This is a genomic window from Algihabitans sp. (assembly GCF_965226985.1).
In the GTDB taxonomy this organism is placed as follows: Bacteria; Pseudomonadota; Alphaproteobacteria; order Kiloniellales; family DSM-21159; genus Algihabitans.
Genome location: NZ_OZ245712.1, coordinates 2,306,710 through 2,330,399, shown reverse-complemented (window position 1 = coordinate 2,330,399; position 23,690 = coordinate 2,306,710). Strand labels below are relative to the sequence as shown.

Sequence of the window (23,690 nt, the reverse complement as noted above, 5' to 3'; positions counted from 1 at the left end):
CGGCGCCATGAACTTCGCCCACTTCTTCGTCGACCGTCCGATCTTCGCGACCGTCCTGTCCATCGTCACGGTGGTTACGGGGCTGATCGCCTTCTTCGCGCTGCCGATCTCCCAGTACCCGGAGATCGCACCGCCGAACGTGGTGGTCAGCGCCAGCTACCCCGGCGCCAACGCCGAGACGGTGGCGGAGACGGTAGCCACGCCGCTGGAGCAGGAGATCAACGGTGTCGAGGGCATGATCTACATGTCCTCCTACTCGACCAGCGACGGGCAGGTGCAGATCACCGTCACCTTCGCGTTGGGGACCGATCTGGATCAGGCGCAGGTTCTAGTTCAGAACCGTGTTGCCGTTGCCGAGCCGCGTCTGCCTGAGGAGGTGCGTCGCCAGGGCGTGACCACCCGCAAGTCGTCGCCCGACATCATGATGGTCGTGCACATGCTGTCGCCCGACGACAGCTACGACCAGCTCTACGTTTCCAACTACGCGCGCACCCGCGTCCGCGACGAAATCGTCCGACTTAACGGGGTCGGCGACGTCCGCCTGTTCGGCGAGCGCGAGTTCTCCATTCGCGTCTGGCTCGACCCCGACAGGCTGGCGGCCTACAGCCTGACCGCCGCCGACGTCATCGAGGCGCTGCAGGAACAGAACGTTCAGGTCACCGGCGGCGCCATCGGTGCGCCGCCGTCGCCAGACGGCACGCCCTTCCAGGTGACGGTGTCCACTCAGGGGCGCTTCTCCGATCCGCGCGAGTTCCGGCGGATCATCGTCAATGCCACCGACGACGGGCGCATCGTGCGCGTGTGGGACGTGGCACGCGTCGAACTGGGCGCACGCGACTACGTCACCAACAGCTATCTGAACGAAAAACCGGCGGTCGCGCTGGGTATCTTCCAGCGGCCGGGCACCAATGCGTTGCAGACCGCCGACCAGATCCGGGAAATCATGGAGCGCGTCTCGCAGGATTTCCCACCCGGTCTGGACTACGAGATCGTCTACAACCCGACCGAGTTCATCTCGGAGTCCATCGACGCCGTCTACACGACCCTCTTCGAAGCCTTGCTGCTGGTCGTGCTGGTGATCCTGGTCTTCCTGCAGTCTTGGCGCACAGCCTTGATTCCGGTCGCTGCCATCCCCGTGTCGCTGATCGGAACCTTCTTGGCGATGAGCGCCATGGGTTTCTCGATCAACATGCTGACGCTCTTCGGCCTGGTTCTCGCAATCGGTATCGTGGTCGACGACGCGATCCTGGTGGTCGAGAACGTGGAGCGAAACATCCGCGAGGGACTGACCCCGCGTGAAGCCGCGCACCGCACGATGGACGAGGTCGGCACGGCGATTATCGCAACGTCGCTGGTGCTGCTGGCGGTCTTCGTTCCGGTCGCCTTCATTCCGGGCATCAGCGGCCAGTTCTATCAGCAGTTCGCCGTGACCATCACGGTTTCCACGGTGATTTCCACCTTCAATTCGCTGACGCTCTCGCCGGCGCTGGCCGCGCTGCTGCTGAAGCCGCACGATGCGCCGCGGCCGAAGTTCTTCCTGACCCGCGGTCTGCTCTGGGCCGGCGACCGCTTCAATCGCGGCTTCGACCGTTTCAGCGGCGGTTATGCGGGCGGGGTTCGAACGCTGGTGGGCCGCAAGGCGATGCGGCTGCTGATGCTGTTGGTCTTCGCCGGTCTGCTGTTCGGGACCGTTCAGGCGGTCAACAGCGTGCCAAGAGGCTTCATTCCCCAGCAGGATCAGAGTTACGCCATCGTCGTGGTACAGCTGCCCGATGGCGCCTCGCTGAACCGGACAGACGAAGTTCTGCTGCGTGCCTCCGAGATCGTGAGGGAGGTGCCGGGCGTGCTCAACGCCGTCGGTTTCGCCGGCTTCTCCGGTGCCACCTTTACCAACGCCACCAACTCCGGTGTGATCTTCGCGACCTTCCAGCCCTTCGAGGAGCGTCTGGCCAACGACCAGCCGGCCGATGCCATCATCGGCCAGCTGTTCGGCGCCCTGCAGCAGATCGAGGAGGCCTTCATCATCGCCATTCCGCCACCGCCGGTGCAGGGTATCGGCACCGCGGGCGGCTTCAAGATTCAGCTTCAGGAACTCAATACGGCCGATATGCGCCGCGTGCTGGAGTCTGCCTACCAGTTGGTCGGCATGGCGAACCAGGACCCGCGCCTTCAGCAGGTCTTCACCACCTTCAGCGCCTCCAGCCCGCAGATCTACCTGGACATCGACCGGGTGCGCGCGCAGATGCTGAACGTGCCGATCGACAGTATTTTCCAAACGCTGTCGATGAATCTGGGCACGACCTACGTCAACGACTTCAACGCCTTCGGCCGGGTCTACCAGGTGCGCGCCCAGGCCGACACGCCGCACCGCCTGGATATTGCGGATATCGAGCAGCTCAAGGTCCGCTCTGTGAACGGTGCGTTGGTGCCGCTGGGCACGCTGGCTAACGTCGAACTGCGCTCGGGCCCCGACCTGGTGCAGCGCTATAATCTCTATACCTCCGTTCCGGTGCAGGGGTCGGCCGCACCCGGAGTCTCATCCGGAGATGCGCTGGACGCGATGGAAGACCTGGCGGCTCAGGTCCTACCCGGCGGTATGAGTTTCGAGTGGACGGAGCTGGCCTTCCAGGAACGGCAGACCGGCAATACGGCGGTCTTCATCTTCCTGCTCTCCGTGCTCTTCGTATTTTTGGTGCTGGCGGCGCAATACGAGAGTTGGGTCTTGCCACTGGCCATCATCCTGATCGTACCGATGTCCGTGCTCTCGGCCATGATCGGTGTGATGACGCGCGGCATGGACAACAACATTCTGACCCAAGTGGGGCTGGTGGTTCTGGTTGCCCTGGCGGCCAAAAACGCCATCCTGATCGTGGAGTTCGCCCGTCAGGCTCAGGCCGAGGGCGCCTCGGCCATCGACGCGGCCGTGGAGTCCTGCCGCCTGCGTCTCCGCCCGATCCTGATGACGGCCTTCGCCTTCATCCTGGGTGTCGTGCCGATGATGATCGCGACCGGTCCGGGCGCCGAAATGCGCCAGGCTTTGGGTACGGCCGTCTTCTCCGGCATGCTCGGCGTCACCTTCTTCGGACTCTTCCTGACGCCGGTCTTCTATGTGGTCCTGCGGCTGATCTTCCCAGACCGCAGTATCGAGCCGAAGACGCAGACGGCACCGAGTGGTACCGTGCCTCAGGCCGCGCCGGGGGATGACTAATCGCGCGGCAGACCCCACCTCTGGCGCTCTAACGACAGAAAGACGGGGAGAGGACCTATGAGCGGACGGACGTGGAAAATCTATCTCTCGGGCGAGATCCACAGCGACTGGCGCGAGCGGATCGCCGAGGGCGTGACTCGAGCCGGGCTTCCGGTGGAGCTGACGGCGCCCGTAACGGTGCATGAGGATTCCGACGACTGCGGTGTCGCCATCTTCGGGGCCGAGGAGAACAAGATCTGGCACGACCGCAAAGGTGCGCAGCTCAATGCGATCCGTACCGGCCGGCTGTTGGCCGAGGCCGATGTGGTGGTCGTGCGCTTCGGCGAGAAGTACAAGCAGTGGAACGCCGCCTTCGATGCCGGCTACGCGGCGGCGCTGGGCAAGCCGATCATCACCCTGCATCCGCCGGAGCACGACCACGCCTTGAAGGAAGTGGACGCCGCCGCCAACGCCGTGGCGCGCGCACCGGAGCAGGTGGTGCAGGCCCTGGCCTACGTGATCCGGGGCGAGCTGCCGCAGTCGTCGGAGCAGGAAGCCGCCGCAGAGTAGGATCGTTTCACGTCCCTCAGCCCTGTGCGCAGCGCTCAAGGTCGCCAGCGCGCAGGGTTTAAACATGATAACATTCGAATATATTGATGTGACGCAAGTCATCGTCCGGTAGATTGGCGTAGAAGGGCTATCGGCTGCGGCTCTCTCCGAGCAGTCGCGAGCGAGAACGTCCGATCAGCGCAAACCGGCGGAAACTGGGTTATGGAACTTACCTATCCGGTCGACACCTCGGTCAAACCCGAGGTCACGACCTTCTTCGAAGCGGCAACCAACACCTTCAGCTATCTCGTCAAGGATCCCGGCTCGAAAGCCTGCGCCATCCTGGACTGCGTGCTGGACTTCGATCCGGCCTCGGGGCGCACGGCGACCGTCTCGGCCGACGAGATCGCCGCCGCCGTCGAGCGCCAGGGTCTCGAGGTGACCTGGCTGATCGAAACCCACGTGCATGCAGATCACCTCTCGGCCGCACCCTACTTGAAGAGCCGGCTGGGCGGCCGGATCGGGATCGGCGAGAAGATCGTTCAGGTGCAGGAGACCTTCGGTAAGGTCTTCAACGCCGGCAGCGATTTCCGGCAGGACGGCAGCCAGTTCGACCGCCTGTTCCGGGACGGCGACACCTACGAGATTGGCGGCATGACCGCTTTCGCCATGCATACGCCCGGGCATACGCCGGCCTGCATGGTGCATGTGATCGGCGATGCGGCCTTCGTCGGCGATACGCTCTTCATGCCGGATTCCGGCACGGCTCGCTGCGACTTTCCCGGCGGCGATGCCCGGACGCTGTTCCGCTCGATCAAGCGGGTGCTCGCCCTTCCGCCGGAGACGCGCCTTTTCATGTGTCACGACTACGGCGCCAACGGCAGCCGCGAGGTCGCCAACGAGACCACGGTTGCGGAGGAGCGGGCCCGGAACATTCACGTCCACGACGGTGTCACCGAGGCGGACTTCGTGGCCCTGCGCAGCGCCCGCGACGCGACCTTAGGCATGCCGCGCCTGATCCTGCCATCGATCCAGGTCAATATGCGCGCCGGTACCCTGCCGCCGCCCGAGGACAACGGGACCCGCTACCTGAAGATCCCGCTCGACGCGCTTTAGGTTCGCCAATCAACTCTCTGGCGGCACGGTCAGGCACTGGGCCAGCAGCGGGTCCAGCTTCGCTGCACGAGGCAGGGCTTCGTCGCGCAGGCTGCGGCGGCAGGCGGCGGTTAACGCTTCGGCTTCTAGGTCGCAGCGGCCCGCTCGGGCGATTAGCAGGAAGGCCTTGGTCAGGCGCGGGCCGGGCAGGGGGGCCAGGCGGATCCGGGGCAGCCAGGTCTGGCCCTGCAGCACGCAGAGCGGCGTCGTGATGGCGAAGCCTCGGGCCGACGCGACCATGGCCAGGGTCGGTTCGGCGTCGTCGAACTCCATCCGCCGAGGCGGTGTCAGGCGCAGGCGCGTCAGATGGCGGTCGATCTGCTGCCCGATCGCCGAGCGCGCCGAATAGCGGATCAGGTCGACCTCGGAACAAAGACGCTCCAGCCGATCCAGCGGTCCGGCATAGCTCTTCGGGACGGCCAGCAGGTAGGTCTCACGGCAGATCTCCTCCTGTAGCAAGGGCAGGCCGCGCGGTAGAACCGGCTCCGAGATGACCGCGAGATCGAGCGCCCGGTTCAGGAAGGAGTCGACGATTTCGTGACTGAGGCCGGCCTGCAGGGACCAGACCTGAGCCAGCCCATCCAGCGTCGGCACGATCCCTGGGCCGACGGCGGCGCAGATCGAGTCCACCAGGCCAAGCTGAAGGCGGGCGAGGCCTTGACCGGAGGTGCGCCCGACCAGCGCGCGCAGGCGCTCGGCATCGGCCAGCAGAGTCCGGCTCTCCCCATAGAGCGTTTCGCCGGCCGCGGTCGGCCGCACCGGCTTGCGGCTGCGGTCCAGCAGCTCGGCGGCGAGATTGGCCTCAAGGGCCTTCACGGCCTGGGACACGGCGGACTGACTGATGCCGAGCCGAGCGGCCGCCCGGCTCATGGAGCCCGCCTCGATCACCGTCGCGAAGAGCTTTAGGCTGTTGAGGTCCATAACAGAAGATAAGCTATTGCGAACTTAATCTGCAATTCTGCTTGAATTGTGCTCTACCCAGGAGACTTGCTCTATCACAAGGATTGTGAGCGTCTGCAGGAGGTCGCTGGGACGTGCGTTACGGCTGGCATTCCATCTTGAAACAAGCCTTCGGCGGGTTGGACGCCGTGACGCCTGCCTGGCGCGAGCCCGCGCCGAAGCCCTCCTACGACGTGGTGATCGTGGGCGGCGGCGGTCATGGCTTGGCGACGGCCTACTACCTGGCTAAGGACCACGGCATCACCAACGTCGCGGTGCTGGAGAAGGGCTATCTCGGCTCCGGCAACGTGGGTCGCAACACCACCATCGTGCGCTCCAACTACCTGCTCGACGGCAACGTGCAGTTCTATGAGAAGTCTATGCAGCTCTGGGAAGGGCTGGAGCAGGACTTCAACTTCAACGCCATGGTCAGCCAGCGCGGGGTTCTGAATCTCTATCATTCGGATGCCCAGCGCGACGCCTATGCCCGGCGCGGCACGGCCATGCGGCTGCACGGGATCGACGCGGAGTTGCTGAACCGCGCGCAGGTGCGCGAGCTCGTGCCCTTCCTCGACTTCGACAACGCCCGCTTCCCCATCCACGGCGGACTGCTGCAGCAGCGCGGCGGTACGGTGCGCCACGACGCGGTCGCCTGGGGCTACGCCCGTGGGGCCGACAGCCGTGGCGTCGATCTGCTGCAGAACTGCGAGGTCACCGGCATCTCGGTCGAGGGCGGGCGGGTCACCGGTGTCGAGACCTCGCGCGGCCGCATCGCCTGCGGCAAGCTGGCGTTGGCCACGGCCGGCAACTCCTCACGCACGGCGGCCATGGCGGGGCTCAAGCTGCCGATCGAAAGCCACGTTCTGCAGGCCTTCGTCAGCGAGGCGGTCAAGCCCTACATCGATCAGGTCGTCACCTACGGTGCCGGCCACTTCTACGTCAGCCAGTCGGACAAGGGCGGGCTGGTCTTCGGCGGCGACATCGACGGCTATAACTCCTACGCCCAGCGCGGCAACCTGCCCATCCTGGAGCATGTCGTCGAGGCTGGCGTGGCCATGGTGCCAGGCGTCTCCCGCCTGCGGCTGCTACGGTCCTGGGGCGGCATCATGGACATGTCGATGGACGGCAGCCCGATCATCGACAAGACGCCGGTGGAGGGGCTCTACCTGAACTGCGGCTGGTGCTACGGAGGCTTCAAGGCAACGCCGGCCTCCGGCTGGTGCTTCGCACACACCATCGCCAAGGACGCGCCGCATACGCTGAACGCCAAGTTCCGACTCGACCGCTTTCGCAGCGGAGGGGTGATCGACGAGCGCGGCGGCGGCGCCCGCCCCAACGTGCACTAAAGGGAGCGGACGGCAATGCTGATTCCCTGTCCCTTCTGCGGCCTCCGCCCGAGCGAGGAATTTACGATCCTTGGGGACGCGACGCCGAAGCGCCCGGACAGTCCGGAGGCCGATCCCCAGGCGTGGCACGATTACGTTTACCTGCGCGACAACCCACGCGGTCGGCACCGCGAGTTCTGGCAGCACGTCGGCGGTTGCCGCGCCTGGCTGGTGGTGGAGCGCGATACCGCCAGCCATGAAATTCTCTCGGTGGAACTGGCCCGCGATGCGTTGACCGGGGGGGACGCGACGGGGAGGGACGCGACGGGAAGGGACGGATCGTGAGCGGCTATCGCCTGGAAACCGGCGGGCGCATCGACCGCGGTCGGCGTCTCGGCTTCACCTTCGACGGGCAGACTTTCGCGGGTCACCCCGGCGACACCTTGGCGAGCGCGCTGATGGCCAACGGCGTCCGGCTGCTCGGCCGCAGTTTCAAGTACCACCGCCCGCGCGGTCTGCTGACCGACGGTCCGGCCGAGCCCAATGCCCTGGTCGAGTTGCGCGGCGGCGCCCGCCGCGAACCCAACAGCCGGGCGACGACGGTCGAACTCTACGACGGCCTGGAGGCGCGCAGCCAGAATGCCTGGCCGTCCCGCCGCTTCGATATCGGTGCGGTGAACCAGCTTCTCTCGCCTTTTCTGCCGGCGGGCTTCTACTACAAGACCTTCATGTGGCCGGCGGCCTTCTGGGAGCGGGTCTACGAACCCTTGATCCGCCGTGCGGCCGGCCTGGGACGGGGCAGCCACGCGCCCGATCCCGACAGCTACGAGAAGGGCACGTTGCACTGCGACCTGCTGGTGATCGGCGCCGGACCCTCCGGCCTGATTGCCGCCCAGGCCGCTGCCCGTGCGGGACTGCGGGTGATCCTGGCCGACGACCAGCCCGAGGCGGGCGGGCGTCTGCTCTGCCGCTCGACGCCGCTGGGCGAGCAGGACGCGCTGGCCTGGCGCGACGAGGTTCTCGCGGAGCTGGAGGCTGCGCCCAAGGTGCGGCTGTTGCCGCGCACCACGGTGTTCGGTTGGTACGACGGCAACGGCTTCGGGGCGCTGGAGCGGGTCGCCGACCATCTACCGGCTTCCCCCGCGCATGAGCCTCGGCTGATCTACTGGCGGATCCAAGCCGGCCGCGCCCTGCTCTGTGCGGGCGCGGAGGAACGGCCGCTGGTCTTCGGCGGCAACGACCGCCCCGGCGTGCAGCTCGCCTCCGCCGGTCAGGCGCTGGTGGCGCGCTACGGGGTGGCGCCGGGCCGCAAGGTCGCGCTCTTCATCAACGGCGACAGCGGCTATCGGGTCGCCCGAGACCTTCAAGCCGCCGGTGTCGCCCTGGCCGGAGTGGTAGATGCGCGACCGAAAGTGCCGTCCGATCAGGGATTGGAGTGCCGGGTCTGGCGGCAGTCGGTGGTGGCCGACACCCGAGGCAGTCTTGCCCTCGGCAGCCCCGGCTTGAGAGCTATCGACATCGTCGAGCGGGCGCACGGGCGGCGGGTCACGCTAGAATGCGACACGCTGCTGATGTCGGGCGGCTGGAACCCTACGCTCCATCTCACCTGCCATCGCGGCGCCAAGCCGATTTGGGACGAAGAGCTTTCGGCCTTCGTGCCGAGCGATGTCGGTCCTGGCCTGCGCGTCGCGGGCACGGCGGCGGGGCACATGACGACGGCCGGCTGTTTCCAGTCTGCCTTGGCCGCCGTCGCGTCGGTCTGTCAGGATCTGGATCGTGCGATGCCCGAGGTTGAGGCGCCGGCCTGTCCGGAGGAGCCCTACGCGGTCACGCCGCTTTGGTGGGTCAAGGAGTCCAAGGGCAAGGCCTTCGTCGATTTCCAGAACGACGTCACGACCAAGGACATTCCTCTGGCCGTCGCCGAGGGCTACCGCTCGGTCGAACTGATGAAGCGCTACACCACGCTGGGCATGGCGACCGACCAGGGCAAGCTGTCCAACGTCAACGGTCTGGCGATCCTGGCCGAGGTCACCGGCCGTCCGATCCCCGATGTGGGGACGACCACCTACCGCCCGGCCTACGTGCCGGTTCCCTTGGGTGCGCTGGCCGGGCCGCATGTCGGGCCCGAGTACCGGCCGGTCCGGCGTTCGCCGCTGCATCGCTGGATGCTGCGCCAGGGTGCGGAGATGATCGAGGCCGGGGCCTGGATGCGCCCTTCCCACTATCCGCGCGGCGGGGAGGACTGGTTCGCCGCCATGTGCCGCGAGGTGAAGACCGTGCGCACCCGCGTCGGCTTCTGCGATGTCTCCACCCTGGGCAAGATCGACATCCAGGGCGCGGACGCGGCGGAGCTTCTCAATCGCGTCTACTGCAATGGCTGGAAGACGCTGCCGGTCGGCAAGGCCCGCTACGGGCTGATGCTGCGTGAGGACGGCTTCGTCTTCGACGACGGCACCACCAGCCGTCTGGGCGAGCGACACTACCTCATGACCACGACCACCGCCAACGCCGGCCCGGTCATGGCGCATCTGGAGTTTTGCCTGCAGGCGCTCTGGCCGAACCTCGACGTGCAGGTCGCCTCCGTCACCGATCAGTGGGGCCAGGTGGCTCTGGCCGGGCCGCAGTCGCGTCGCGTCCTTCAGCGCGTCCTCGACGACTTCGACGTCTCCAACGAGGCCTTTCCCTTTCTGGCGGCGGCCGAGACGACGCTGCTCGGCGGTCTGCCGGCGCGGCTCTTCCGCATCTCCTTCTCTGGCGAGCTGGCTTATGAGATCGCGGTGCCGGCGGACTACAGCGAGGAATTGGCCGACGCGCTGCTGCGCTACGGCGCGGACTACGGGATTCAGCCCTACGGCGGCGAAGCGCTTTCGACCCTGCGCATTGAGAAGGGCCATCCGGCCGGCGGTGAGCTGGACGGCCGAACCACCGCGCAGGATCTGGGGCTGAGCAAGATGCTGTCCGGCAAGAAGGACTACATCGGACGCGCCCTCTGCCGCCGGGAGGCTTTCGAGGACCCGGAACGCCCGGTGCTGATTGGAGTCAAACCAACCAGCCGGGGCGCCAAGCTGCGCGCCGGCGCGCACCTGCTGACGCCGGGCGAAGCGCCTTCGGTCGAGGCCGACCAGGGTTTTCTCGCCTCTGTCGCCTACTCGCCGACCTTGGAGTCCTGGATCGGCTTGGCCTTCCTCAAGCGCGGGCGGGAGCGGCTGGGGGAGGAGGTGACAATCTACGATCCTCTGCGCGAGGGGCTCTATCGCGGCCTGGTCTGCGACCCGGTTTTCGTCGATCCCGAGCACGAGCGTCTCCATGCCTGATAACGGTGTCTCTGAGCCCGGCGCCGTGCGCCGACTTGGCCCTCTGGCCGGTATCGCCTTGCCGACCCGTGTCGAGGTCGAGGGGGAGGTGGGCATCCTGCTCAATGTGGCGCCGGCCCCCTCCATTGTGATGGTCGAGGCACGGCGTGGTGCGGCTGCGGAGATGGCGCAGCGGATCGCTGGGCGTTTCGGCCATCTGCCGGATCCGGGGCGTTGGGTCGGCGAGGCCGTTCTGGTTCTGCACAGCGCGCCGGACAGTCTGGTGTGTTTCGCCGAAGACCGGCCGGACGATGATTTGGCGAAAGAGCTGCGGGCCCTGCTCGGCGAAACCGCCTCCGTCGTGGACAACAGCCATGGCCGCGCCGTGATCCGCTTGACCGGACCCAAAGCCTGCGATCTCCTAGCTTTCGGCACGGCAATCGATCTCGCGCCGGAGGTCTTTCCGGTCGGGGCCGGGGCCGCGACGCTACTCGGCCACATCGCCGTGACCCTGATCCTGCGTGACGAGAGTCCGGAGACCGGGCCGGTCTTCGAGATCGTGGTGGCCCGGGCCTTCGCCGAGAGTCTCTGGGATTGGCTGATTGGGCGCGCGCGCCGCTTCGGCTACGAGGTGACCGAGTCCGCCGGTTAGGGCAGGATCGCGCCTTTCGAATCGAACAAGCAAAGATGTTTGAGCTACAGGAGTGGGCGATGGAGCATAGGTGGCGTGTGGACTCGGAGACAGGGCGGCTGCGCGAGGTGCTGCTTTGCCCGCCCGACCACTATGCCTGGCAGCGGACCAACAGCATTGCCCGGAAGACCCTGGACGAGGGGACGAAGGTGCCGACCCGGACGGATCTGGTAGCGCAGTACGATGGCTTGGTGGCGGCCTTGGAGAACGCGGGGGTTGTCTGCCGCTATAGCCAGACAGAGGCGCATTTGCCCTACCAGGTCTATACGCGCGATTCCTCCCAGGTGACGCCCTGGGGGCCGGTGATCACCCAACTCTTCCGGCCCCAGCGGCGTGGCGAGTATGCCAGCGTCATCGACTTCTACGGCCAGGCCGACGGCGTCTGGCGCTACTCCACGCGCGGCACCCTGGAGGGCGGGGACATCCACATCATTCGGCCCGGCCTGCTGCTGGTCGGCCACTCCGGCGAGCGGACCGACGCTGCCGGCGCGCGCCAGTTCGCCGACTGGTTCGAGGCCGAGGGCTGGGAGGTGCGGCTGCAACCTTTCCCGGAGCACTTCCTGCATCTGGATGTGCTCTTCTCCATGGTGACGCCGTCCCTGGCGCTGGCCTGCCGGGAGGTTTTGGACGACGATCTGTTGGGCTGGTTGGAGGCTCGGCAGATCCGGGTCATTCCGGTCAGCTACAAGGACGCCATGACCATGGCCTGCAACGTGCTGGCGCTGGGGGACGACCGGGTGATCTCGGCCGCCCATGCGACGGCGGCGAACGCCGCCATGAAGGCCGAGGGGATCGAGGTGATCGAGCTGCCGCTCGACCTTTTCACCCGTGGCGGCGGCGGCGTTCACTGCATGACCATGCCGCTGTTGCGCGATCCGCTCTAGCGATTGCATCCCAAAACACCGTTTATATGCAGTGCAACATCTTGAGCCGGCGAAGCATTCTTCGTAACGTCGGATCCAAGAGCGCGCGACGCTCACAACGAACAGGGAAAGCGAAGTCATGACCAAGACAAGGAAACTGCCGGGCGGCGTCAACCGCCGTACGGTTTTGGGCGGCCTTGGCGCCGCCGCCGGCGTCGCGGCGGTCGGACTACCGGCCATCCGGACTCGCGCGGCCGAGCCGTTGAAGGTCGGCGTCTACGGCGGCTACTTCCAGGATTCCTTCGACAAGTTCATCTTCCCGGACTTCACCGCCGCGACCGGTATCGAGGTGGAGTCGGTGGCTGAGCCGACCGGCGAAGCCTGGCTGGTTCAGCTCGAGCAGGCGGCGCGCGCGGGCCGGGCGCCGGCCGACGTCAACATGATGGCGCAGACGCCGATGCTGAAGGGGCAGTCGACCGAACTCTGGGTGCCGCTCGACGAGTCCAAGTTGCCGCATATGGAAAACTTGCTCGACCAGTTCGTCCACACCTATCCGGACGGACGCATCGACGGCATCGGCGCGGTGGCCTGGTACATCACGCTGGTCAGCAATACGGACGTCTTCGCCGAGGCGCCGACCTCCTGGGCCGACATGTGGGCCGAGGACAAGCGGGACAGCCTGGGGCTGCTCGCCCTGGCCACCAACTCCTTCCTGCTGGAGATCACCGCAGAGACCCACTTTGGCGGTCAGGAGATCCTGGGAAGCGAGGAGGGCATCCTGCAGGTGCTGGAAAAGCTGGCCGAACTGAAGCCCAACGTGAAGCTCTGGTACCGCGATGAAGGGCAGTTCCAGCAGGCCTTGCAAACCGGCGAGATCCCCATGGGCCAGTACTACCACGACGTGGCCGGTCTCGCGGCGGCCGAGGGCTTCCCGGTGCGCTCAACCTTCCCGAAGGAAGGCGGCGTGAACGATTCCGGAAGCTGGGCCGTTACCCGCGCCTCCACTATGATCGAGGAGGCGCATGTCTTCATCGACTACATGTGTCAGCCCGAAATCCAGGCGTCGCTGTCTCGCAACGTCGGCACCGCGCCGACCGTGAAGCGCGATCTGCTGGACTTGACCGACGAAGAATTCTCGGCGGTGGCCAGCGACATCCCGCCGATCGTCCCGAACTACCGGATGTATGTGGAGCGCGGCGACTGGCTGGAGCAGCAGTGGATCGAGACGATCACCAGCTGATGACAGCGATCCGTAGAGGGGGCGGCCGCCGGCGCGGCCGCCCTGCGCGCTAGTCCCCAATGGCCGAGCTTCGTCTAGAGTCTGTCGTCAAGCGCTTCGGCGCGGTGACGGCGGTGGACCGCGTGGACCTGGCGGTTCCGGAAGGCTCCTTCGTTTGCCTGCTCGGGCCTTCCGGCTGCGGCAAGACCACCCTGCTGCGCATGATCGCGGGGCTGGAGGCGCCGAGCGACGGGCGCCTGAAGCTGGACGGGGAAGACATCACCGATCTGCCGGCCCACAAGCGTGGTTTCGGCATGGTCTTCCAGTCCTTGGCGCTCTTCCCGCACCTCAGCGTGGCCGAGAACATTGCCTACGCGCTCTCGGTCAGGGGCACCGAGCGGGCGGCGCAGCGCGCGCGGGTCGCCGAGCTGCTGGAACTGATCCAGCTCCCCGATATCGCGGAGCGCCAGGTCTCGCAGTTGTCGGGTGGCCAGCGCCAGCGCGTCGCCATCGCGCGGGCACTGGCGGTCGACCCGCGGCTGTTTCTGCTGGATGAACCCTTGAGCGCGCTCGACGCGAAGCTGCGCGAGGCCTTGCAGGTGGAACTGCGGCTGCTTCAGCGGCGGCTCGGGATCACCACGATCCTGGTCACCCACGATCAGCGCGAGGCCATGACCATGGCCGACACCATCGTGGTCATGGATAGGGGCCGTGTACAGCAGGTCGGCGGCCCCATGGAGATCTATCGCAATCCGGCCAACGCTTTCGTCGCCGACTTCATCGGCACCTCGAACCTGCTGGAGGGCCGTGCGCGGGGCGGCGGACGGATCGAGCTGCCGGGCGGCGAGGTTTCCGTCTCCGGCGGGCCGGAGAGCGGGGCCGTGACCGCGTCGATCCGGCCCGAAGACTTGCGTCTCGGCGCCGCCGGGACGGAGGGGGCCAACCGCCTGCCCGGCGAGGTGGTCTTCGTGCGCGACGTCGGACAGACGGTGGAGACTCACGTCGACTGCGCCGGCCAGCGTCTGGTCGCCGTGGATATTCCGGAGGGCGACCCGCTCTTCGCCAGCGGCGACCGGGTTACGGTGGAGCTGCCGGCCGAGGCCATCGTGGTTTTCGCCGCATGAGCTCGCTGGCCTCAGGCGCGCGTCCCAAAACGTTGGGCGATCATGCGCCGGTGCTCTATCCGGCCCTGATGCTGCTGGTCTTCTTCGTGGTGCCCTTCGGCATCATGGTCACGGTCAGTTTCTTTCAGCGGGTGCCGGGCGGTTTCTACGACCCGAGCTTCACCTTCGACAACTACGCGCGTTTTCTCTCGGCCTTCTTCGGCAATGTCCTGGGCTTCTCGCTGGGGCTCTCCGCCCTGGCGGCGGCGATCTGCGTCGGGCTCGGCTTTCCCTTCACCTACCTGCTGACCCGACTGGAGCGGCGGCGGCAGATCGTCTGGCTGGTCTTCTTGCTGTCGGTCCTCAGTCTTTCCGAGGTGATCGTCGGCTTCGCCTGGTCGACGCTGCTCAGCCGGTCGGCCGGCCTGTCGAACCTGCTGGTGGCCGTCGGCCTGCTGGAGCAGCCGGAAAGCTGGTCGCCGGGCTTCGCGGCGCTGCTGATCGGCATGTGCTACCTGGCCTTCCCCTACACGGTGCTGCTGCTCTTTCCGACGCTGGTGCGTCTGGACCGCGAGCTGGTCGAGGCGGCCATGACCATGGGGGCCTCGCCGCTGCGGGCCTTCTTCACCGTTGTGGTGGGGGCGTCGCGCAACGCCATTCTCTCCGGCCTGATCCTCGCCTTCGTCTTCACCTTGGGAATCTACCTGCTGCCGCAGCTGCTCGGCCGACCGCAGCACTGGACCATCTCCGTGATGATCACCGATCAGGCGGTCCTCCAATCGAATCTCCCGTTCGGCGCCGCCATGGCGATCTTCCTGATGCTGGTGAGCCTGGCCTTGGTTGGCCTGACGCTGCTGCTGGGGCGCAGGAAGGCGGCGGCATGATCGGCATCTGGGGCATCCGCATTTTCATGAGCGCCATCGGGCTGGTGCTGGCCGCGCCGCTCCTGGTGATCGCCGGTGTCGCCGTGAACGAGGGCCGCGTGCTCTACTTCCCGCCGCGCGGCTTCAATCTGCAGTGGTTCGCCGACATCCTGCGCGACGACGGCTGGTCGGGCGCGCTTCTGAATTCGGTGTCCATCGCGCTGCTCTCCGCGACCCTGGCGGTCTCCATCGCCTTGCCGCTGGCCTATTTCCTCTGGCGCTGGCGGGTGCGTTACGCGGCGGCGCTCTACACCCTCGGCACCGCACCCTTCGTGCTGCCGCCGGTCATCTCCGCACTCGGCTTTCTGGCCTTCTGGGCGACGGTCGGGTTCTACGGCGACTTCGTTACTGTGGTGATCAGCCACGCCATCTTCTTCGTGACCCTGCCGATGGTGACCATCACCCTCGGTTTCCAGTCGATAGACCGGGGGCTGGTGGAGGCGGCGGCCACTATGGGCGCGACGCCCGGACAGATCTTCCGCAGCGTGATCTTTCCGCTGGTGCGCCCCTATATCGTCAGTGGCTTTGCCTTCGCCTTCGTGCTGAGTCTGAACGAGTACATCGTCGCCTATATGGTCGCCGGCTTCACGGTCGAGACCCTACCGATCAAGATCTTCAACTCGCTGCGCTACGGCTACACGCCGGTGATGGCGGCCGTCGCCGTGGTCTTCGTCGCCGTGGCGCTGCTGGTTTTCGGCTTGGTCGCGCGCTTCGGCAACCTGCCTCGGCTGCTGGGCGCCCTGCAGGGGCAGGACAGATGAAGGTCGCCCTCTTGCAGACCGCCGGCACCGGCTCCGTGAGCGGCAACTTGGATCTGCTGGAGGCCAAGGCCGCCGAAGCCTCAGCCCAGGGCGCGCGCCTGCTGATCGCGCCGGAGATGTTCCTGACGGGTTACAATATCGGCGACCGCACCGAGGCCTTGGCAGAGGCGGTCGATGGGCCGTCCGCCGACCGCGCCGCCGAGATTGCGGCCCGCTTCGGGCTGGCGCTGCTCTACGGCTTTCCAGAAGCGGCGGGAGGGGCGGTCTACAACGCCGCGCTCTTCGTCGAACGCGACGGCACCCGCTCCGTCTATCGTAAGACGCACCTTTTCGGGGCAGGGGAGCGGACGCACTTCGCGCGCGGACCCGAGCGGCCGCCGCTGCTCGACTTGGACGGCCTGAAAGTCGGGCTGCTGATCTGCTACGACGTGGAGTTTCCGGAGGCCGTACGTGCGCTGGCCGAAGCGGGCGCGGATCTGGTCGCCGTTCCGACCGCCTTGATGGCACCCTACGACATCGTAGCCGAGACGGTAGTCCCCACGCGCGCATACGAGAGCGGTATCTTCGTCGCTTACGTCAACCGGGTGGGAAGCGAGAGCGACCTGACCTACGTCGGCCGATCCGCGCTGGTCGGGCCGGACGGTATCGCCTTGTGCCGGGCCGATGACCGGAGCGAGGCCTTGATGATCGCCGAGATCGACCGGCAGGCCATTGCCCGGCTTCGGGAGATCAATCCTTATCTCGCGGATCTGCGTCGCGACCTCTATTCTTAGAGGGCGCTCTAGCTCGCCAACGCCTCCAGCACCCGGTCCGGCGTGAAGGGCAGGTGGCGCAGCCGTTTGCCGGTTAGGGCATAAAAGGCGTTGGCCACCGCCGCCGAGGTCATGGGGGTGCCGACTTCGCCCATGCCTGTCGGCGGTCCGTCGCTGACCTGGAACTGCACCTCGATCTCTGGCACCTCGTTGGCGCGCAGGATTTCGTAGTCGTAGAAGTTGTTCTGCTCCACTTCGCCGTCGCGGATGGTGATGCGCTCGCGCAGAGCGCTGCCAAGACCGTAGATCACGCCGCCCTCGACCTGGGCCTGGGCGTTGTCGGGCGAGATCAACAGGCCCCCGTCGACCGCCGTCCAGAAACGGTGAACCGAGATCCGTCCGCTGTCGCGGTCGAGCGAGATTTCGGCGATCCCGGCAGCCATGGTGTCCCCGTAGCCGGCGAAGGACAGACCCATCGCCCGCTCCTCGCTGCCGCCTTGAGGTCGGTCGTTCCAGCCGGCCATCTCGGCCACCCGCTCCAGCAGTTGGCGTCCGCGCGGGTTGTCCTGGACCAGCTGCAGGCGGAAGGTTAGCGGATCCAAGCCGGCCGCCTCAGCCAGCTCGTCCATGAAGGCCTCCGCCGCGAAGCTGGTGTAGCTGGCCCCGATGGCGCGCCAGGGCGCCAGCCGCGCACGGCGCTCGGTGATGACATGCTCGGCCAGGAAATCGGGGATGCCGTAGAACTTACTTTCGGCGCCGCGCATGGAGATGATGTCGCTGGGATCGACCTGTTCCCAGCGCAGAGGGTTGAAATAGGCAATCACGGACGGCGTGGCGACGCGGTGGTGCCAGCCGGCGAGGCGGCCGTCGGCTGTCAGGCCGGCCCGCAGCTTCTGCGCGGCCGCGGGACGGAACCAGCCGAACTTCACGTCGTCCTCGCGCGTCCAGACGACTTTTGCCGGACGGCCCAGGGCCTTGGAGACGAGCAGGGCATCGCGCAGGTACTCCTGGGTCAGCGCGGTGCGCCGACCGAAGCTGCCGCCCATGGTCATCATGTGCAGGCGGATCCGTTCGGGCGTGGTCTCCAGCAGCTCCGTGATCGTCCGCATGGTCCAGCTCTGCGTCTGGGTGCCGGCCCAGACCTCGGCTCCCTTGCCGTCCGCATCGACCGAGGCGACGGCGGCCATCGGCTCCATCTGCGCGTGGTAGGCGTAGTCGGAGAGGTAGTCGGCCTCCAGGATCCGGTCGGCGCTGGCCAGCGCCGCCGCCGCGTCGCCCTCGGACCGCCAGGGTGCGCTTTCATGGGTCGAATCGGCGGCTGCCTCGGCGTAGTTCGCAAGATCGGCCTCGCTGTCGAAGGCGCGCGCCGGGGAGGTTTCGCTCCAGACCACCCGCAGGCGATCCCGCCCGGCCAGGGCGGCTTCCAGGCTTTCCGCCGCCACGGCGACCCCGTCCGGCAGCGTCACGGTCTGCAGAACGCCGGCCACCGCCAGGGTCTCGGTCTCGTCGATCTCCAAGGGCTGTTCGCCCTCGACCGGCGCGCGCAACACCGTCGCGTAGAGCATGTCGGGGACACGCACGTCGATGGCGTAGATCTCGGTTCCACGGCTCTTCGCCGGTACGTCCCGGCGCGGCACGCTCTGGCCGATCAGACGGTAGGCGCTGCGCGGCTTCAGATCTTCGTCGGCGATCTCCGGGACCGTCTGCGTGGCGGGCCGCAGGGCTGCGATCTCTCCGTAGCTCATCCGCCGGCCGCTTGCCGCATGAACGACGGCGCTCGGTTCGGTGGTCAGGGAGTCGGGCGACACCGACCAGTGGTCCGCCGCCGTCAGCAGGAGAAGACGGCGCGCCTGGGCCCCAGCCCTGCGCAAAGAATCGAAGTAACCGGACACGCCGGTGCTGCCGGCCGTGTAGAGCACGCCGCCGAACAGCGGGTTGCCGAAGGCGCGGTCGTCCCGGCTGAGCTGCTCGATCCGGACCTTATCCCAGTCGGCGTCCAGTTCCTCGGCCAGGATGACCGGCAGGGCGGTGAAGCTGCCCTGACCCATCTCGGTCGAGGGAAAGACGATGGTGATGCTGTCGTCGGCGGCGATCCGCACCCAGATGTTGGGCTCCAGCTCTTCGTTCGCGGCCCCGTCGGCGGCCGCCCAGGCCACTTGCGTAATACCGGCGGTACCGACCGCGAAGCTCAGGACGGCCGACCCGCCCAGGAAGGTGCGGCGGGAAAAACTCGGCTGACTGTCGATGCTTGTCGAGCGGGTCATCTCACACCTCCCGGGCGGCGCGCTGCACGGCGCGAACGATTCGGTTATAGGTGCCGCAGCGGCAGAGGTTCATGCTCATGACCTCGCGGATCTCGCTCTCGTCGGCATCCGGCGTTTCGGCCAACAGGGCGGCAGCCCGCATGATCTGCCCCGATTGGCAGTAGCCGCACTGGGGCACCTGCTCCGCGATCCAGGCCTGTTGCAGCGGGTGCTCGCCCTCGGGCGACAGACCTTCGATGGTCGTCACCTCCAGACCCGCAACGTCCGCAAGCTGGGTGAGACAGGAGAAGGTGGGTTGGCCGTCGACATGCACCGTGCAGGTGCCGCACATCCCGGCGCCGCAGCCGAACTTGGTGCCGGTCAGCCCCAGGTGCTCTCGCAAAACCCAGAGCAGCGCCGTATCCGGGGCTGCGTCGCTTTCGACCGCTTCGCCATTCACGATGAACTGCGTCATTCCGCTCTCCTGCAATCCGGGCGTTTCGCCTCACGAACGCTGGGCTTCTCGAGCAAACGGAACCCGCGTTCGTTGAATGAGCCGGTCCGCCTCGTTTCGGCTTGAGCTTTCATCTGGGGCTCGCCACCCCATCTATCTTCTCAAACTCAGACAACTTCTTCGGAAGATCGGCCATGTCGGGCCTGGCGCCTCATCCCGCCGACCAAGCGGCCAACCCCGTCGTCGGCGAAGTTTGGGATCACCCCGGCCCTCGGCGTGTGGAACGGCACAGCCATGCGCGCGGGCAACTCATCTATCCCGAGCGCGGCTGCGTGTCGGTTGAGACCGACTCCGCGCTCTTCGTCGTGCCGCCGCACCGCGCGGTCTGGGTGCCGCCCGGGACGCCGCACGGGGCCTGGTATCCACGTGAAGTTGCCTTTCGCGGAATTTTCGTCGCCCAGGCCCTCTGTGATGACCTGCCGTCGCGCTGCACCGTCGTTCAGGTCGACCCGCTGACCCGTGAGTTGATCCGGGCGGCCGCCCAGCTTCCCTGGGATTACGCGGCGGAGGGGCCGGAGGCCCGCATGATCCGGGTTTTGCTGGACCGTCTGGTTGCCTTGCCCGCCAGTCCCTTGAGTTTGCCGGAGGGCAAGGACGCGCGGGTGCGGCGCGTGATGCAGGCGCTGCGCGCCAACCCTGCCGACGAGCGCTCCCTGGGTGGTTGGGCGCAGGTCGCGCACGTCAGCGAGCGCACCTTGGCGCGCCGCTTCCTCTCCGACACCGGCATGTCCTTCACCGCCTGGCGACAGCAACTCCGTGTCGTCGTCGCGCTCGAACGTTTGGCCGCAGGCGATCCCGTCACGACGGTTGCCCTCGACCTCGGCTACCGCACACCCGGCAGCTTCACGACCATGTTCAAGAAGGCGCTGGGCGTGCCGCCCAGCGCCTACTTCGACCGGCCGGACGTCGCGGCCGGGCTCTGATGGGGTCGGCAGTCTCACGGTTGCGGGCCGGCGCCGTTCCGCGCTAGGTCGGAAGACGTGAAGATGCGCCGGCACCGTTTCACGAAAGGCGGGGCGAAGGCGCGGCATCATCAGGGAGGCCCACTTTGAGTCGCGAAGCTCCTGTCCTGGCGATCGACCAGGGCACCACCTCGACGCGCGCCATCGTCTTCGCCGCAGACAGCACGAACCTCGGCCAGGCGCAGCAGGAGTTCCCGCAGTACTTTCCCCACGCCGGCTGGGTCGAGCATGACGCCGAGGAGATCTGGGACTCCACGCTCGCCACGGCGCGCGGCGCCCTGACTGCGGCGGGGCTGGAGGCCGGGCAGATCGCCGCACTGGGGATCACCAATCAGCGGGAAACCGTGGTGATCTGGGACCGGCGCGACGGCAAGCCGATTCACCGGGCCATCGTCTGGCAGGACCGCCGCACCGCGGGGCTCTGCAACGAGCTGAAGCAGGCCGGGCACGAGCCCCGCTTCACCGCCAGCACCGGGCTTCTGCTCGATCCCTACTTCTCGGCCACCAAGGTCGCCTGGCTGCTTGACCAGGTGGAGGGCGCGCGCGCGGCGGCGGAGTCCGGCCACTTGGCCTTCGGCACCATCGACAGCTTCCTGATCTGGCGTCTGACCGGCGGCACGCGGCATCTGACCGATGCCACCAATGCCGCCCGCACGCTGCTGTTCGACATCCACCGCCAGGTCTGGGACGAGGAACTGCTGGCGCTGCTGCGGATCCCGGCCGCCATGATGCCGGAGGTGAAGGACTGTGCCGACGACTTCGGAAGCTGCGATCCGGCGCTGCTGGGTGCAGCCGTTCCGATCCGCGGCGTCGCCGGCGACCAGCAGGCGGCCACCGTGGGGCAGGCCTGTTTCGAGACCGGCATGATGAAGTCGACCTACGGCACCGGCTGCTTCGCTCTGATCAACACTGGCGAGCGGCCGGTTACTTCCAGCCACCGCCTGCTGACCACCGTGGCCTATCGCCTGGACGGCCGAACCACCTACGCCCTGGAGGGCTCGATCTTCGTCGCCGGCGCGGCCGTCCAGTGGTTGCGGGACGGCCTCGGCATCATCGAGACGGCGGCGGACAGCACGGCCTTGGCCGAGACCGCCGACCCCGAACAGCAGGTGATCCTGGTACCGGCCTTCGTGGGGCTCGGCGCACCCCATTGGGATGCCGAGGCGCGGGGCGCGATTTTTGGACTGACGCGCGGATGTGGGCCGAAGGAACTGGCGTTGGCGGCACTGGAGGCCGTCGCCTTTCAGACCCGCGACCTGATCGAGGCGATCCGTGCCGACGGTGCCCTGGACAAGGACTTGGTGCTGCGCGTGGACGGCGGCATGAGCGCCAGCGACTGGACCCTGCAGCGTTTGGCCGACATCCTGGGCGCGCCGGTCGACAGGCCGCAGGTTCTGGAGACGACCGCGCTGGGGGCGGCCTGGCTGGCCGGTCATGCCGCCGGTGTCTGGCCCGGCCAGCGCGAATTCGCCGAAGCTTGGAAGCTGGACCGCCGGTTCGAGCCGCAGATGGCCGCCGACCTGCGCGACCGGCGGCTGGCTCTCTGGCACGACGCGGTCAGGCGAACCCTGACGAACTAGGAACGCGGACTAGGACCGCTGGGCTGCGACCGTCAGCATGATCTTGCCGATGTGGGCGGAGGACTCCATCAGCGCATGGGCCTCGGCCGCCTGCTCCAAGGGGAAGGTCCGGTAGATCTGCGGTTTGACCTGACCGGACTCGATCAGGGGCCAGACCTGTGTTTGTAGCTGCGCGGCAATCGCTGCCTTGAAGCCGATGTCGCGCGCCCGCAGCGTGGAGCCGGTGATCGTCAGCCGCTTGACCATCACCTTCTGGAAATTGATCTCCGCCTTTGGGCCGCCCAGGAAGGCGATGAAGACCAGCCGCCCGTCGGGCTCCAGCAGGTCGACGTCGCGTGGGATGTAGGCGCCGCCGACCATGTCGAGGATTAGATTGACGCCCCGGCCGTCGTTGGCCTCCCGGATCGCCTCGACGAAATCCGCCTCACGGTAGTTGATTGCCAGATCGGCGCCCAGGTCCTTGCAGGCTTGGCATTTCTCGGCGCTGCCTGCCGTCGTGAAGACCTTGGCGCCGAAGGCCTTGGCCAACTGAATCGCCGTCGTGCCGATGCCCGAGGACCCGCCCTGGACCAGGAAGGCCTCGCCGGCCTTCAGGCCGCCGCGGTCGAAGACGTTCGACCAGACCGTGAAGAAGGTTTCTGGCAAGGCGGCGCCTTCGATGGCCGACAGGCCCTGGGGCAGCGGCAGGCATTGAGCGGAGGGGGCGACGCAGTATTCCGCGTAGCCGCCGCCGGTGACCAGCGCGCAAACCTGCTGGCCTTGATGGAGAGAGGTCACCTGATCGCCCAGCGCGACCACCTCGCCCGCGATCTCCAGACCGGGAATGTCGGAGGCGCCGGGCGGCGGCGGGTAGGCGCCCTTGCGCTGCAGAACGTCGGGACGATTGACGCCGGCGGCGGCGATCCGGATCAGCACCTCGCCCGGACCCGGCTGCGGCAGGGGGCGGCGGGTCGGGCGCAATCCCTCCGGCCCGCCGGGCTCGGCGATCTCGATCGCGGTCATCTCGGTCGGCAGGCTGGTCATGATGCGGTCTTCTCCCCCAAACACGGCATTGGACTCGGCTTTGCGAAGCCACGGCTGCCTGCTCTAGACTTGGCCTCAGCCAAGTGCAAGGAGCGAGCGCCATGGACACCGACGATCTCGAACCGCGCAAGCCGATCGCCAAACCCAAGGATCTGGATCTCCTAGGCGTCGAGGAACTGCAGGACTACCTGGCGGAGCTGGAGGGCGAGGCCGAGCGCGTGCGCGCCAAGATCGCGGCGAAAACCGACTATCAGACGACGGCGGACGCGCTGTTCAAGAGCTAGACCGACTCGTGTTCCGACAGCCGCTCTTGCACGAGTAAGGCCGTGATCGGTCAGGCAGCCGAACCGTCAGGCCGAATGTGCCGACCGCTGCCTTGTCCGCCGGGCCTTCATGTAGAGCGCCCAACCGATGGGGCCGAGCAGCAGGACCAGGGTCAGCCAGCCGACCCGGGGGCCGAGCGGGCAGTTGCCGCCGGGCGGCGGAAGCCAGGCCCCACTACGCGGCGACAGGGCCACGTGTAGAAGCGGCAAGGCCCAACCGGCCAGCAGGATGATCCAGGCGATCCAAGGCTGCATGGGCTGCACTCTGGCGATTCGCGCGGCGAG

Annotated in this window: 21 protein-coding genes; 16 read left to right on the top strand and 5 right to left on the bottom strand. The window is 67.2% G+C overall.

Going from position 1 to position 23,690, the window contains the following annotated elements; translation table 11 throughout:
• Positions 1–7: 7 nt before the first annotated feature.
• The 3 genes from ACO054_RS10715 (at position 8) to ACO054_RS10705 (ending at position 4,852) form a co-directional block, all read left to right on the top strand.
• Positions 8–3,208, top strand: coding sequence for an efflux RND transporter permease subunit (locus ACO054_RS10715; protein WP_421706566.1), 3,201 nt, complete (start codon positions 8–10; stop codon positions 3,206–3,208).
• Positions 3,209–3,265: 57 nt separating this feature from the next.
• Positions 3,266–3,757, top strand: coding sequence for a YtoQ family protein (locus ACO054_RS10710; protein WP_421706565.1), 492 nt, complete (start codon positions 3,266–3,268; stop codon positions 3,755–3,757).
• Positions 3,758–3,958: 201 nt separating this feature from the next.
• Positions 3,959–4,852, top strand: coding sequence for an MBL fold metallo-hydrolase (locus ACO054_RS10705; protein WP_421706564.1), 894 nt, complete (start codon positions 3,959–3,961; stop codon positions 4,850–4,852).
• Positions 4,853–4,861: 9 nt separating this feature from the next.
• Here ACO054_RS10705 and ACO054_RS10700 read toward each other — a convergent pair whose 3' ends face one another.
• Positions 4,862–5,812: a LysR family transcriptional regulator gene (locus ACO054_RS10700; RefSeq protein WP_421706563.1), complete on the bottom strand. Its 951-nt coding sequence runs from the start codon at positions 5,810–5,812 to the stop codon at positions 4,862–4,864.
• 113 nt (positions 5,813–5,925) lie between these two features.
• On the opposite strand from ACO054_RS10700, the gene ACO054_RS10695 reads away from it, so the two are divergent.
• The 10 genes from ACO054_RS10695 to ACO054_RS10650 all read left to right on the top strand — a co-directional run bounded on the left by ACO054_RS10695 (position 5,926) and on the right by ACO054_RS10650 (position 16,781).
• A complete protein-coding gene (locus ACO054_RS10695) occupies positions 5,926–7,176 on the top strand; it encodes a sarcosine oxidase subunit beta family protein (protein WP_421706561.1) in 1,251 nt (416 codons plus the stop codon).
• 15 nt (positions 7,177–7,191) lie between these two features.
• On the top strand, positions 7,192–7,500 hold the full coding sequence (locus tag ACO054_RS10690) for a sarcosine oxidase subunit delta (RefSeq protein WP_421706560.1): 309 nt from the start codon (positions 7,192–7,194) through the stop codon (positions 7,498–7,500).
• Positions 7,497–10,469, top strand: coding sequence for a sarcosine oxidase subunit alpha family protein (locus ACO054_RS10685; protein WP_421706559.1), 2,973 nt, complete (start codon positions 7,497–7,499; stop codon positions 10,467–10,469). The genes ACO054_RS10690 and ACO054_RS10685 overlap by 4 nt, the downstream gene beginning before the upstream one ends.
• The gene (locus ACO054_RS10680; RefSeq protein WP_421706558.1) at positions 10,462–11,100 is read left to right on the top strand and encodes a sarcosine oxidase subunit gamma; all 639 of its coding nucleotides are present in this window, start codon (positions 10,462–10,464) and stop codon (positions 11,098–11,100) included. The genes ACO054_RS10685 and ACO054_RS10680 overlap by 8 nt, the downstream gene beginning before the upstream one ends.
• A 35-nt stretch (positions 11,101–11,135) precedes the next feature.
• A complete protein-coding gene (locus tag ACO054_RS10675; protein ID WP_421706556.1) occupies positions 11,136–12,023 on the top strand; it encodes a dimethylarginine dimethylaminohydrolase family protein in 888 nt (295 codons plus the stop codon).
• Between the two features lie 118 nt (positions 12,024–12,141).
• Positions 12,142–13,242 (top strand): ABC transporter substrate-binding protein, encoded by a 1,101-nt coding sequence (locus ACO054_RS10670; protein WP_421706555.1) that lies wholly within the window; start codon positions 12,142–12,144, stop codon positions 13,240–13,242.
• Positions 13,243–13,301: 59 nt separating this feature from the next.
• Positions 13,302–14,345: an ABC transporter ATP-binding protein gene (locus tag ACO054_RS10665; protein ID WP_421706554.1), complete on the top strand. Its 1,044-nt coding sequence runs from the start codon at positions 13,302–13,304 to the stop codon at positions 14,343–14,345.
• Positions 14,342–15,208, top strand: coding sequence for an ABC transporter permease (locus ACO054_RS10660; protein ID WP_421706553.1), 867 nt, complete (start codon positions 14,342–14,344; stop codon positions 15,206–15,208). The genes ACO054_RS10665 and ACO054_RS10660 overlap by 4 nt, the downstream gene beginning before the upstream one ends.
• Positions 15,205–16,008: an ABC transporter permease gene (locus ACO054_RS10655; protein WP_421706552.1), complete on the top strand. Its 804-nt coding sequence runs from the start codon at positions 15,205–15,207 to the stop codon at positions 16,006–16,008. Before ACO054_RS10660 ends, ACO054_RS10655 begins: the two co-directional genes overlap by 4 nt.
• The gene (locus tag ACO054_RS10650) at positions 16,005–16,781 is read left to right on the top strand and encodes a carbon-nitrogen hydrolase family protein (protein WP_421706551.1); all 777 of its coding nucleotides are present in this window, start codon (positions 16,005–16,007) and stop codon (positions 16,779–16,781) included. The genes ACO054_RS10655 and ACO054_RS10650 overlap by 4 nt, the downstream gene beginning before the upstream one ends.
• An 8-nt stretch (positions 16,782–16,789) precedes the next feature.
• On the opposite strand, the gene ACO054_RS10645 is transcribed toward ACO054_RS10650, so the two are convergent.
• Both ACO054_RS10645 and ACO054_RS10640 read right to left on the bottom strand, forming a co-directional pair.
• Positions 16,790–19,024 (bottom strand): molybdopterin cofactor-binding domain-containing protein, encoded by a 2,235-nt coding sequence (locus ACO054_RS10645; protein WP_421706550.1) that lies wholly within the window; start codon positions 19,022–19,024, stop codon positions 16,790–16,792.
• 1 nt (position 19,025) lies between these two features.
• Positions 19,026–19,478: a (2Fe-2S)-binding protein gene (locus ACO054_RS10640; protein WP_421706549.1), complete on the bottom strand. Its 453-nt coding sequence runs from the start codon at positions 19,476–19,478 to the stop codon at positions 19,026–19,028.
• A 173-nt stretch (positions 19,479–19,651) separates the two neighbouring features.
• Between ACO054_RS10640 and ACO054_RS10635 the strand changes: the two genes are divergently transcribed.
• Positions 19,652–20,440: an AraC family transcriptional regulator gene (locus ACO054_RS10635; protein WP_421706548.1), complete on the top strand. Its 789-nt coding sequence runs from the start codon at positions 19,652–19,654 to the stop codon at positions 20,438–20,440.
• 125 nt (positions 20,441–20,565) lie between these two features.
• A complete protein-coding gene (gene glpK, locus ACO054_RS10630; protein WP_421706547.1) occupies positions 20,566–22,059 on the top strand; it encodes a glycerol kinase GlpK in 1,494 nt (497 codons plus the stop codon).
• Positions 22,060–22,068: 9 nt separating this feature from the next.
• On the opposite strand, the gene ACO054_RS10625 is transcribed toward glpK, so the two are convergent.
• Positions 22,069–23,082 (bottom strand): NAD(P)H-quinone oxidoreductase, encoded by a 1,014-nt coding sequence (locus ACO054_RS10625; protein WP_421706545.1) that lies wholly within the window; start codon positions 23,080–23,082, stop codon positions 22,069–22,071.
• Positions 23,083–23,183: 101 nt separating this feature from the next.
• Between ACO054_RS10625 and ACO054_RS10620 the strand changes: the two genes are divergently transcribed.
• Complete coding sequence (locus tag ACO054_RS10620; protein ID WP_421706544.1) at positions 23,184–23,366, top strand: DUF1192 domain-containing protein; 183 nt, start codon at positions 23,184–23,186, stop codon at positions 23,364–23,366.
• Between the two features lie 66 nt (positions 23,367–23,432).
• On the opposite strand, the gene ACO054_RS10615 is transcribed toward ACO054_RS10620, so the two are convergent.
• Complete coding sequence (locus tag ACO054_RS10615) at positions 23,433–23,660, bottom strand: hypothetical protein (protein WP_421706543.1); 228 nt, start codon at positions 23,658–23,660, stop codon at positions 23,433–23,435.
• Positions 23,661–23,690: the final 30 nt, after the last annotated feature.